At 72.5% G+C, this 11,259-nt stretch carries 11 protein-coding genes and 1 pseudogene; 6 read left to right on the forward strand and 6 right to left on the reverse strand.

All coding sequences use genetic code 11. From position 1 onward, the window contains the following. Positions 1 to 1,315, forward strand: a pseudogene (locus tag AOK08_RS14480) (glutamate synthase subunit beta); the annotation flags it as partial. A gap of 42 nt (positions 1,316 to 1,357) precedes the next feature. Here AOK08_RS14480 and AOK08_RS14485 read toward each other — a convergent pair. After that, entirely contained in the window at positions 1,358 to 1,867 is a 510-nt protein-coding gene (locus tag AOK08_RS14485) for a carboxymuconolactone decarboxylase family protein (RefSeq protein ID WP_055525968.1), read from the reverse strand. A gap of 47 nt (positions 1,868 to 1,914) precedes the next feature. Here AOK08_RS14485 and pdxR point away from each other — a divergent pair, with 47 nt between their 5' ends. Then, positions 1,915 to 3,453, forward strand: a complete 1,539-nt coding sequence (gene pdxR / locus AOK08_RS14490) for a MocR-like pyridoxine biosynthesis transcription factor PdxR (RefSeq protein WP_055525961.1) — start codon at positions 1,915 to 1,917, stop codon at positions 3,451 to 3,453. 51 nt (positions 3,454 to 3,504) lie between these two features. On the opposite strand, the gene AOK08_RS14495 is transcribed toward pdxR, so the two are convergent. After that, complete coding sequence (locus AOK08_RS14495) at positions 3,505 to 3,720, reverse strand: DUF397 domain-containing protein (RefSeq protein WP_055525969.1); 216 nt, start codon at positions 3,718 to 3,720, stop codon at positions 3,505 to 3,507. Positions 3,721 to 3,830: 110 nt separating this feature from the next. Beyond that, positions 3,831 to 4,691, reverse strand: a complete 861-nt coding sequence (locus AOK08_RS14500; RefSeq protein ID WP_055525962.1) for a helix-turn-helix domain-containing protein — start codon at positions 4,689 to 4,691, stop codon at positions 3,831 to 3,833. A 222-nt stretch (positions 4,692 to 4,913) separates the two neighbouring features. Between AOK08_RS14500 and AOK08_RS14505 the strand changes: the two genes are divergently transcribed. Together AOK08_RS14505 and AOK08_RS14510 are read left to right on the forward strand one after the other, a co-directional pair. Continuing rightward, the gene (locus AOK08_RS14505; protein WP_079054024.1) at positions 4,914 to 5,621 is read left to right on the forward strand and encodes an ATP-binding protein; all 708 of its coding nucleotides are present in this window, start codon (positions 4,914 to 4,916) and stop codon (positions 5,619 to 5,621) included. Then, a complete protein-coding gene (locus AOK08_RS14510) occupies positions 5,612 to 6,064 on the forward strand; it encodes a hypothetical protein (protein WP_055525964.1) in 453 nt (150 codons plus the stop codon). Before AOK08_RS14505 ends, AOK08_RS14510 begins: the two co-directional genes overlap by 10 nt. Positions 6,065 to 6,105: 41 nt before the next feature. Here the strand turns inward: AOK08_RS14510 and AOK08_RS44590 are convergent, their stop codons facing one another. From AOK08_RS44590 to AOK08_RS47280, 3 genes are all read right to left on the reverse strand, one after another. Continuing rightward, complete coding sequence (locus AOK08_RS44590; protein WP_107100943.1) at positions 6,106 to 6,279, reverse strand: hypothetical protein; 174 nt, start codon at positions 6,277 to 6,279, stop codon at positions 6,106 to 6,108. Between the two features lie 259 nt (positions 6,280 to 6,538). Continuing rightward, on the reverse strand, positions 6,539 to 8,419 hold the full coding sequence (locus tag AOK08_RS14515; protein ID WP_055525965.1) for an FUSC family protein: 1,881 nt from the start codon (positions 8,417 to 8,419) through the stop codon (positions 6,539 to 6,541). A gap of 162 nt (positions 8,420 to 8,581) precedes the next feature. Beyond that, positions 8,582 to 9,127, reverse strand: coding sequence for a hypothetical protein (locus AOK08_RS47280; protein WP_241826948.1), 546 nt, complete (start codon positions 9,125 to 9,127; stop codon positions 8,582 to 8,584). 178 nt (positions 9,128 to 9,305) lie between these two features. On the opposite strand from AOK08_RS47280, the gene AOK08_RS14525 reads away from it, so the two are divergent. Beyond that, entirely contained in the window at positions 9,306 to 10,025 is a 720-nt protein-coding gene (locus AOK08_RS14525; protein WP_055525966.1) for a hypothetical protein, read from the forward strand. A gap of 85 nt (positions 10,026 to 10,110) precedes the next feature. Beyond that, positions 10,111 to 11,109, forward strand: a complete 999-nt coding sequence (locus tag AOK08_RS14530) for a GNAT family N-acetyltransferase (RefSeq protein ID WP_055525967.1) — start codon at positions 10,111 to 10,113, stop codon at positions 11,107 to 11,109. Positions 11,110 to 11,259 lie beyond the last annotated feature (150 nt).

Below are 11,259 nucleotides of genomic sequence, written 5' to 3' on the forward strand. Positions count from 1 at the left end.
CTGTCCGCTGGGGAACCTGATCCCCGAGTGGAACGACCTGGTCTCCCGGGAGGACTGGCGCGCGGCGAGTGACCGGCTGCACGCCACGAACAACTTCCCGGAGTTCACCGGGAGGTTGTGCCCGGCGCCGTGCGAGGCGGGCTGTGTGCTGGCCATCAACCAGCCCGCGGTGACCATCAAGAACGTCGAGGTGGCCATCGCCGACCGCGCGTGGTCCGAGGGCTTCGCACCGCCGAGACCGCCGGACCGGCTGTCGGGACGTACGGTCGCGGTGATCGGGTCGGGGCCCACCGGGCTCGCCGCCGCCCAGCAACTGACCCGGGCCGGGCACACCGTCGCCGTGTACGAGAAGGACGACCGGATCGGCGGGCTGATGCGGTACGGCATCCCCGAGTTCAAGATGGAGAAGCACCATCTGGAGCGGCGCGTCGAGCAGATGCGGGCGGAGGGAACCAAGTTCCGTACGTCGACCGCCGTCGGGCGGGATGTCGGCGCCGCCGAACTGCGGTCTCGGTACGACGCCGTGGTGCTGGCCGTGGGCGCCACGGCATGGCGTGATCTGCCGCTGCCCGGGCGGGAGTTGGCGGGCGTTCAGCAGGCGATGGAGTATCTGCCGCTGGCCAACCGGGTGTGCCAGGGGGATCTGGCGGTGTCCCCGATGTCGGCCGCCGGGAAACACGTCGTCATTGTCGGCGGCGGTGACACGGGGGCCGACTGTCTGGGCACCGCGGTGCGTGAAGGGGCGGCCTCCGTCACCCAGTTGGACATCTACGCCCAGCCCGGCGCGGAGCGCGACGAGGACGCCGACCCCTGGCCGACGTACCCGAAGATCTACCGGCTGTCGGCCGCGCACGAGGAGGCCCGTGACCTGGAGTCGGCGCCCGCCGCCGACGCCGACGCCCGGCTCTTCGCGGCGTCCACGCTCCACTTCTCGGGCGACGCGGACGGTCACGTACGGGCCCTGCACCTCGTCGAGGTGAACGCGGAGCGCCGGCCGCAGCCGGGATCCGGGCGGACGCTCCCCGCCGACCTGGTGCTGCTCGCCCTCGGCTTCTCCGGGCCCGACCGGGAGGACGGTCTGATCGACCAGCTCGGGCTCGCTCTCGACCCGCGCGGCACGATCGCCCGAGACGCGGACTTCGCGACGAACGTGCCGGGTGTGTACGCGGCGGGGGACGCGGCCCGCGGGCAGTCGCTGATCGTGTGGGCGATCGCGGAGGGCCGGGCGGTCGCCGCGGCCGTGGACCGCCGGCTGACGGGCAGCACGCAACTTCCGGCACCCATAGGGCCGTACGACCGCCCGATGACCGTCTGACCGGCCTCCTCGCATGCCCCTGCCCGGCGCTGCGTGCGCGGGTCAGCGGCGCTCGTCCGTACCCGCCACCTTGCGGGTCGCCAGGGCCACCCGGTTCCAGGTGTTGATCGCGAGGATCAGGGACAGGACCTGGGCCAGTTCCCGGTCGTCGAAGTGGGCCGCGGCCTCGGTGTAGACGTCGTCCGGGACGCCTGCGTCGGCGACCAGGGTGACCGCCTCCGTGAGGGCCAGCGCCGCCTGTTCCCTCGGGGTGTAGAAGTGGCGGGCCTCGCGCCACACGGCGACCAGGTGCAGCCGGTCCTCGCTCTCGCCCGCCTTTCGCGCGTCGTTCGTGTGCATGTGGAGGCAGTACGCGCAGTGGTTGAGGTGCGAGGCGCGGATCTGGATCAGTTCGACGAGCGCCGGGTCGAGGCCCTCCCGGGCCGCCGCGTCGAAGCCGACGAGGGCGCGGAAGACCTTGGGGGCCGTCTTCGCGAGGTTCAGGCGGGGGGTCCCGGCGGGCTGCTCGGGGTGGGCGGTCGTGGGGTTCGCGGTGTTCGTGTTCGTCGTCATGACCATGAATCTACGGGCCGGAAAGACCGGCGGTATGGTTCATTTCCATGGCAGAAACATGGGTCAATTCCGCCGAGCGGATCGGCGCCGACCTGCACCTGGAACTGGATCAGGCGGAGGCGGGCGGGCGGCGGGCCGCGCTGATCCGCGCGCTGCGGGACGCCGTCCGGGGCGGCCGGCTGGCGCCCGGCACCCTGCTGCCGCCGTACCGTTCCCTCGCCGCCGATCTCGGCGTGGCGCGCAACACCGTGGCCGACGCGTACGCCGAACTCGTCGCCGAGGGCTGGCTCACCGCCCGCCAGGGGTCGGGCACCCGGGTCGCCGAGCGGACCGAACCCGCCGGAGGGGCCTCCCGTGTCGCCGTAAAGGCACCTCCACGCGCGCGTGGACCACGGCACGATCTGCGTCAGGGCAAGCCGGACGCGTCGGGGTTCCCGCGTGCCGCCTGGCTGGCCTCGTACCGGCGGGCGCTCCAGCAGGCACCGAACGAGGCGTTCGGGCCCGGTGACCCGGCGGGCCGGGCCGAACTGAGGGAGGCGCTGGCGGAGTACCTGGCACGCGCGCGTGGGGTACGTACCGAGCCCGGCCGCATCGTCATCTGCGCGGGCTTCGCACACGCCCTGCGGCTTCTCTTCGGCGGGCCGAAAGGCGGCGGTGGCGCCGGCGCCGTACTGCGCGGGCCGCTGGCCGTGGAGGCGTACGGACTCGGCTTCCACCGGGAGCTGTTGCACGCCGCCGGGGTACGGACCGTACCGCTGCCGCTCGACGAGGACGGCGCGCGGGTCGGTCTGCTCGGACGGGAGCGGGCCGTACTGCTCACGCCCGCGCACCAGTTCCCGACCGGCGGCCCGCTGCACCCCGAGCGCCGCGCGGCCGTGATCGACTGGGCACGCGCGCGTGGCGGGCTGATCCTGGAGGACGACTACGACGGGGAGTTCCGTTACGACCGCCGGCCCGTCGGCGCCTTGCAGGGGCTGGACCCGGAGCGGGTGATCCACCTCGGCTCGGTCAGCAAGAGCCTGTCCCCCGCGCTGCGGCTGGGCTGGATGGTCCTTCCGGAGCGGTACGTGGAGCCGGTGCTCGAGCTGAAGGGCGAGCGGGAGGGGTGGACGAGCACGCTCGACCAACTGGCGCTCGCCGACTTCCTCGGGTCGGGGTCCTACGACCGTCATGTGCGGCGGATGCGGCAGCGGTACCGGCGTCGCCGTGACCGATTGGTCGCCGCCCTCGCCACGCACGCGCCGCATGTCGAGGTCACCGGCGTCGCGGCCGGCCTGCACGCGGTGCTGCGGCTGCCGCCCGGGACGGAGCGGTCGGCGGTGAAGGCCGCGGCCTGGCGGGGAATCGCCCTCGACGGGCTCGCCGGGTTCCGGCATCCGGAGTCCCGGCACCCGGAGTCTCACGAGCCGGCGAAGGCCCCGTCCGGAGGCCAGGGTTCGATCCCGCTCGACGGGCTGGTCGTGGGATACGCGGCACCCTCCGAGCACGCGTACGGCGCGGCACTGGAAGCGCTCTGCCAGGTACTTCCTCCGGATGGCGATGACAACGACGGGAGCAATGGGACAACTGGGCGCCAAATTAAGTAAATCGAATGAACACAACGAATCCGGCGCCACAGGAACGGCCGGAACCGGGCCTCAGGAGAGCAGGAAGTCGGCCTCCCCCGCCTTCGCGCCCTCGATGAAGGCGAGCATCTCGGCGGTGGTGTAGATCAGCGCCGGACCGTCCGGGTCGGTGGACTGGCGCACGGCGATCCGGCCGTCGGCGAGCTTCATCGCCTCCAGGCAGTTGCCGCCGTTGCCGCCGCTCCACGGCTTGTGCCAGCCCTCGCTGCCCAGTTCACCGGCGGGCATGCCGTTGTAGATACGGGCGCCGGCCCGTTCGGCGCCCAGGTCAGTGGTCAGCTCATTGATTCGCTCGTGGCGTATCCGGGCCTTGGACGTCATGCGATCCATGCAGAGGTTCAGAGCTCCTTGCGGAGATCCTGGAGGATCTCCTTCGTGCGATGTGCTGTGGCGGACTGAGCCGCCATGCGGTCCATGACCTCCAGGTGGGTGGCCACCTCGGTGCGCGAATCCAGATAGATGGCGCCGGTCAGGTACTCGCTGTAGACCATGTCCGGGAGTTCGGGCATGGCAAAACGGAACAGCACGAACGGCCCGTACGTGCCCGGGTGCGGCCCCGAGGAGAAGGGGGCGACCTGGATCGTCACATTGGGCAGGTCCGCGGCGTCGAGCAGTTTGTCGATCTGCGCGCGCATCACGTCCGGACCACCCACCGGGCGGCGCAGGACGGTCTCGTCCATCACGACCCACAGCCGGGGCGCGCCTTCACGGGTGAGCAGTCCCTGGCGTTCCATGCGCAGCGCGACATGGCGTTCGATGTCCTCGGGTCTGGTCTGGCCGATGGCGCCCGATTTCAGGACACCGATGGCGTACTCACGGGTCTGAAGCAGTCCGGGGACGAAGTGCGGCTCGTACTGGCGGATGAGGCTGGCCGCGCCCTCCAGGCTGACGTGCATGGAGAACCAGCCGGGCAGCACGTCGTGGAAGCGCTGCCACCACCCGGGCAGATTGGCTTCCTCGGCCAGTTGGACGAACGCGTCGGCCTCGCAGTCGGAGACGCCGTACGACTTCAGGAGGAGCTGGAGGTACGGGATCTTGAGCGCGACCTCGGCCATCTCCATCCGGCGGACGGTGGCGGGGGCGACCCGGAGGATGCGCGCGGCCTCCTCGCGGCGCAGGCCCGCACGCTCCCGCAGGTCCAGCAGGCGCCGGCCGAGGACGACCTGTCCGACCGTCGGCGCGGACCGCGGTTCGCTCACGTTCCACCTCCATCGAGCACCGGCGACGCCGGTGAAGATCCCTGACAGCTCGGCGGCGCCACCGGGAATCCGTTCGAAGGCTTATTCGAAAACCTGCCGAAAGTCCCAACTGGCGCCGCTCCGAGTGCTGTTGCGAGCAGTGTGCCACGCCGTTCCACTCCGTCACACCGCACTCTGCATTTTTCAGAGTGACACTTGCCAAGTGTTCACGGCGGGGAGATAGTGGCAAGCGTGATTCCGTCCCCGCCCTTAGGAACAGACGCCGCCGCGGACCATTCCGGTCCCGGGTCCGCAGCCCCGCTGCGCCCCGGTACGGCGGCCGAGCGCCGGTTCCGCTTCGAGCTGGCCGCCCATCCGGGCTCGCCCGCGCAGGCCCGCCGCCTGACGCGCGCCCGGCTCACGGGCTGGTCGGTCTGCGAGGACACCTGCGACACGGCGGCCCTGGTCGTCACCGAGCTGGTCACCAACGCCATCGTGCACACCGCGAGCAGCCACATAGTCTGCGAGCTGCACGACGGCGCCGACCTGGTGCGCATAGCGGTGCGTGACGAAGGCTGCGCTCCCGGTGTGCCCCATCAGTCGCCGCAGCGCCCTGATGACGAGCAGGGGAGGGGACTGCTCCTCGTCGAGGCCATGTGCAGGGCCTGGGGCGCGCAGGAGCACGGCCCCGGCCTGCTGGTCTGGGCGGAACTCGCCCGGACGGCCGCCGCGAGCGCCCACGACGGCACGACGGCGGCCCATGACGGCACAGGGGCCCGCGACGACCTCGGCTGGGGCGCGCCACCGCCCCGCCCCGGCGCAGCCGGCGACCAGGAACCCGAGCCCGCCGACGACTCGCAGGCGCACCACGGACACCACGACCCCCACGGTCACCACCGGTTTCAGGGGCACGCGACAACGGGGACGGGGACAGAGGCCGAATGGGTGTAAGGGGTTCGTCCACGGGGGGCCGGGTCATCAGCATGGACACGCTGGTACGCGTGAAACGCGGCCTGCACGGTCCGTCCCGTCCGGGGACTTCCCTGCGCCTTCCGATACCGGCCGGCATGACCGCCCCCCTGGGCTGCGACGCGGTGGCGGTGCCCGCCCGCTTCGGCCCCCAGATACTGCCCCGGCTGCCGCGCGTGGGCTGTGTCTACGCGGACGCCGGGCACTGGTGGTGGCTCGTCCCCGCCGACTCCGACTACGCCCTGGAGTGGCCGGCCCCGGCGCACTACTCAACCGGAGCGGTGGTCCTCGACGCCCCGCGCGTTCCGCCCCTCCTGCACCGCCCGCAGGACACCCTGCCGTACACCCCGCCGATACCGCTCTACCTCGCCCTGTGCCAGGCGACGGGGACGATCCCGGCCTGGTCGAGGCCGATCAGCGCCTGAACCCCTTCGCGGGACCCCCCGGAAGGGGCCCGGCGACCACCTCACTCCCCCGCGGCTCCACCCCGGACGATCACGAGGAACATGTCCGTGGTGAGGTCCATGACGACCTCCGCGGCCTGCCCCTCCAGGCGCCGCGCCTGCGCGAACTCCTCGGCGGGCCAGGAACCACGAGGTCCGCCGGCGGGAAAGCGTTCGAGCACCATTCGCCCGTTCACCCTGCACCTCCATGTAGCGCTGATCTCATAGCGTTAAACGCTCATCATGGGGAAATGGGCTCGCCCAGTGGCCGACTTGAGACGTAGCTGACACTCGTTCACCGCCGGATGTGATGATGACCTCATCCCGTTACATCCCCCGCGCCCCGTTTCTCACCTTCCGCATCAGCACTCGTACGCTTCGTGATGGCGCTCGGACGTGCGCGTTCGCCGCCGCCGGACGGTCCCGGGGGGGCGCACGCGAAGGCCATCGGTGGCGTCAACCGGCGAGCGGCCTCTCGCCCGCCCTCGGTACCCGCGTGGGCGGAGCGGCCCGCTCGCGCCGCTCGGCGAGTTCGTCCAGGAGTTCGGTGAGGTGTTCGGTGTGCCGGCTGGTGAGCTGTCCGGTGTCGTCGAGGTGCACGGCACAGGCGGTCGCCGTGTCGACCAGCCGTTCGAGGGTGGCGGCGATCTCCTCCGTGCCCTCGGTGTGCCGTGCCAGCGCGGGCAGTTCGGCCGCGGAGTGCGCGATGGCCGTACGGGCCTCGGCGAGCGCGCGATAGGCCTCGCGGCGCAGCATCCAGCGCGCGTGCCGGTCGTCCGAGCCGCTCATCACATGCTGGAGGTACGCCTGCGCGGCCTCGGCGGCCCGTGCCAGCCGCGCCCGTACGCCCCCGCCACGCTGACCGGGCATCGGCAGGTGTCCGACGACGAGTACGAGGGCACAGGCGACCAGCGTCTCCAGGATCCGGCTCACTGATGCCTGGGGCTCTCCGCCCGCCATCACGAGGGCGAGCACGAGCACCGTGACGACTGCGGTCTGGGCGGCGAAGTGGCGGGTGGAGACCGGGATCAGCGCACCGCACACGGCGACGAGCGCGACGAATCCCTCGGGCCGGGGCAGTACGGCGGCGAGCCCGGCGAAGACGACGGCCCCCAGGACGGTCCCGGCCGCCCGGCACAGGACGCGCGAGACGAGCGGCCCGAGGTCGGGCTTGACGAGGAAGACGGCGGTGACCGGAATCCAGTACCAGTGGGGGCGGTGCGTGGCCTGGGCGACGGCCGCGCCGGCCCCGAAGCAGAGCGCGACCCGCAGCCCGTACTCGCGCCCGCCGGCGTCGACGGCCGTACGGAGCAGGGCCAGGGCGGTACGGCGCCGGGTGTGCAGGTCGTGGGTGTCGCCGCCCCCGTCGAAGGCGTCGGCGGCGTGCAGCAGCGCGTCGTCGAGCGCGCGCAGTCCGGGCGCGGACCGGGCGGGGGCGGGCAGCGGCCCGGTGTGCTTGTTGGTCCGTACGGCGGCGGCGAGGCGCCGGGGTCCTTCCGCCACGCGCGCGTGGAGGGCGTCCCCGGCCCAGGCGAGGGCGGTCGCGGCCTCGGCGAGGGGCAGCGCGGCGGCGTAACGGGTGCGCAGCCGCCGCTCGGCCGCGGAGCTGGCGTACTGGCGGAGCCGGGGTCCCCCGAGGGCGTCCTGGGCGTGGTCGAGGGCGGCGGTGAGGGCGATGCGCCGGGGGCCGGCCGCGTCCGTGCCGGCGGCGTCGAGAAGGTCGGCGACGGCGTCGTACACGGCGGCGACGGCGGCACGTTCCCCGTCGAAGCGGAAGTCACCGCCGCCGGCCCCGGGCGTGGGCAGCGCGAGCCGCAGGACGAGAAGCCATCCCGCGCCCGCGACGAAGGCCAGCGCCCGTTCCCAGCCCGGCTCGGGCAACGGCATCCCGGCTCCGATGGCGGCGGCGACGAGCAGTTGCGTACCGGCGCCGGACGCGACGGGCCCGACGGCGCTGATTCCGCCCGCGAGAAGCCCGAGGACGGTGAGGAGCAGGGTCAGCGGCACGCCCACGAACCGCTCTCCGGCATACGTCCCCACGACCAGCCCGGCGGCCCCCGCCACCGCGGGCACGCCGAGCCGCTTGACGGAGGAACGCCGGCTGCCCGGCCGGTCGTTGATCCCGGCGAGCATGGCACCGAGCGCGGCGAGGACACCGAGAGAGATCCGCCCGGCCAGCACTCCGGTCAGCAGCAGCGGCCCGGCGGCCAGCGCACCCCGGACGACCGCGTTCCAGGGCACGGGCCCGCGCTGGGCGCGCAGCGCGTGGGCGAGCCAGGGCGGCAGGGCGAAACGGGGGCGCGGACTGCTCGGACGCGTACTGCTGGGGCGGGACACGGGGCTCCTGTCGGGCGAGGGCGGGGTGCGATGCCTTCGGGCGACGTCGGCCGGGCTGTGGTCTCCACCGTAGTCCGGGTCGGTGGAGGGGATGGGGCGTGGGTGTTTCGGGGAGGTGACGGTCGGCGGGGAAACGTGCGTTCTTTATGAACGCAACAGCGGTCAGCCCGTGGCAGGGACCCCGAAGTCCGCCCCCGAGATCCCCCCGAACCCCGCGGCGATCCGCACCAGCGGCTCGCGCAGCGCGGTCAGTTCGGCGCGCATCTCGGGTGCCTGGGGCCAGGACGCCTCGTGGTCGAGGGGGGCCACAGCGGGCGGGCGGCCGGCCTCGTGTGTGGCGAGGCGGGGGTGCCAGGTGGTCGTGAAGGGCCGGATCGTGTCGTTGATCAGGGCGTACGCCAGGCTCTGCACCGTCGCGGCACCGGCCGCCGAGCCCGGCTGAAGGCCGATGTTGAGGGCTTCCTGCGCGAGGCGCTGTCGTCCCTCTACACCTTCTTCGGCACCACCCACGAGATCCTGCGCCGGTACGGCCCGGCGATAGCGCCGCCCCTCGCTCCCGGCCACGTCAGTTTCGGCGTGCTGGCCGTAACCGTCCTCAACCGCGTCCTGCGGCCTCTGCTCGCGTCCTGGCACCCCCGCCTGACCGCGTACGAGTCGCGGCGGCCCGCTGACATCGACCCGGTCGCGTACGAACGGGCGTGGGAACACGCGGAGGCCCTGCGCACGGAGATCGCGGCGGTCCGCGCGACGCTGGTGTCGCTGGCCCGGACCTTGCAGGAGGTGGCCGGCGTCGGCGACCTGATCGATCTGGTGATTGTCAGTGGTGGGCGCTTCAATGGGAGGTGTCGTCACAGAGCGTCACGACCGAGCTACGGGGGAGGTAGCCATGGTTTGCCATGCCAGTGATCAGAGCTACGAGGACGGTCAGGAGCATCAGGACAGCCGGAGCCTTGAGGGCGAAGGCCACGTGTACGGGTACGAGGAGGACGGGCAGCGGTACGTCTCCTTGGCGGCACTGCGGGCTCGCGGGTGGACCGGCGGGATGGTGCACCAGCTGCTCGGTACGCCGGACCGCCTCAGCGTCAATCCACGGCTCAGGGCGGCGCCCCAGGTCCGCCTGTACCGCGTGGAGCGGGTCGCGGCGGCCGAGCGGACCGACGAGTACCGAAGGGTGGCGGAATCCTCGGCGCGACGGTCGGTGGCGGTGCGGAACGCCGTACAGCGCCGGCGGTCGGAGGTCCTGGAGCGGATCAGGACCGAGCCGATCGAGGTACCGCGCCTGGATCCAGGCAAGCTGGCGCTGCGCGCGATGGAGCACCGGGCTGGGCTTGCGGGGGCGGCCGACTACCCGATCGAGCCGCCCGACGGCGACTCCGCGCCCGACACGGGGCACTCCGGCCTGGCCTCTCTCGCCCCCTGGAAGGTCGACTATCTGCGACACCGGATGAGCCACTACGACCGGCTCCTTGACGATCTGCCGGGAGGCGAACGGGACTCCGCCCGGCCCGAGGCCGCGAATCTGCTCCGCCGACGCATCTGCGCGGCCATCGCCGAGGCGTATCCACCACTGGAACGGGAGTGCGAGAGGCGAACGCATGACCAATGAGCGGGTCCATCGCCAAGGTGAATCCCCAGGTGAGATCCCCTGCCTGGCCGGACAGGCGCACCACCGAGGTACCTACGCTCCGGCCATGGAAGACGATCTCGCCCTGAGCGTGCACGAACGGCTGTCGGCGTGCCCCGGATTGCGCCCGGTCGCGCCGGCCGAGGCCCAGCGGTTCGCACTCTGGGACCTGGCCTCACTCGCCGAGGGTGCCCTCGGCGAGTGCGCCGACCCCGACTCGATCACCGCCTCGCACGAGAAGCGGTTACGCCTCCGGCTGGGGGCGTCCGGACGGGAGTACGAACACAACGACGACGACTGCAGGAGGTACTGGATCCGGGATCCCGCCGAGGACGAGGAAGCCTGGCGGGCGCGGGGCCCACTCGGGACCGTCGCCGTGGACACCTGGCCGAGCGGTGTGGGTTCGCTGCGTGTCTCGTCGCTCTACGTCCATCCCGTCGCCCGGCGGCGCGGCCTCGCCTCGTCGACGCTGGACACGCTGTACGAGGCGTGCCGCGCCGAGGGCCTGCACGGCTTCCGCCTCGACACGTGCTGGACCTGGCAGCGGAGCGTTCGCTACTACCTCAACCGGGGCCTGTGGGTGACGTCGTGGAAGGACGCGCTCGGGCTCGCCCGGCTGTCCTATCTGCCCCGGTACGAAGTCAGGCAGAACGAGGGCGAGTTGACGTTCCTGGTGGCGGATCCCGACGCGTGCGTGCCCGGCGTCATGGTCCCGCTGCTCGTGGCCGACGCCGTCAACGGGCGGCTGCGGCTGCGGGAGTCCGAGCAGTACGCCCGTACCCGCGATGAGCTGAACGCCGTGCGGCACTACGCGCGGTCGACGCTCGCGCTGCACCTCGCCGTGCGCGGACTGCCGTTGGTGCGAGGGGAGGAGGAGTGGGCCGAGGCGGCCGCGGGCCGCTGGTGCGACATCGGCGACCCGGAGGGGCTCGCACGGAAGATCGAGGCCTTCGAACAGGTGGCACGCGACGACGGCTGGCGGCTCACGGGCCTGTACGCCCGGTCGTCCCGCCCACGCCACGACCGACACGCTCCAACGTCCTTCGCCTCCAGGAAGGAGACCTGACGGCGGGCGACGCGGGGCGCCGTACGGGTACGCACGGCAGCCGGAAAACCGGATGCGTGCGCCGCCCGGCAGTCCCATGATCGGCAGGTTGTTGTGCGGGCGCCCCGCGTGCCCGCCGCTCGACCGTCGTCCCGCACACCCCCCTTGCCC

Origin of the sequence: Streptomyces graminilatus (assembly GCF_001418565.1) — a bacterium.
Taxonomy (GTDB): Bacteria; Actinomycetota; Actinomycetes; order Streptomycetales; family Streptomycetaceae; genus Streptomyces; species Streptomyces graminilatus.

Bases quoted from the DNA above. Each gene is read 5' to 3' on its own strand.
- AOK08_RS14485 (WP_055525968.1), bottom strand. From the start codon at position 1,867: ATGACGACGAACACGAACACCGCGAACCCCACGACCGCCCACCCCGAG.
- AOK08_RS14525 (WP_055525966.1), top strand. From the start codon at position 9,306: ATGGTTTGCCATGCCAGTGATCAGAGCTACGAGGACGGTCAGGAGCAT.
- AOK08_RS14510 (WP_055525964.1), top strand. From the start codon at position 5,612: ATGGGTGTAAGGGGTTCGTCCACGGGGGGCCGGGTCATCAGCATGGAC.
- AOK08_RS14530 (WP_055525967.1), top strand. From the start codon at position 10,111: ATGGAAGACGATCTCGCCCTGAGCGTGCACGAACGGCTGTCGGCGTGC.
- AOK08_RS14495 (WP_055525969.1), bottom strand. From the start codon at position 3,720: ATGCCCGCCGGTGAACTGGGCAGCGAGGGCTGGCACAAGCCGTGGAGC.
- pdxR (WP_055525961.1), top strand. From the start codon at position 1,915: ATGGCAGAAACATGGGTCAATTCCGCCGAGCGGATCGGCGCCGACCTG.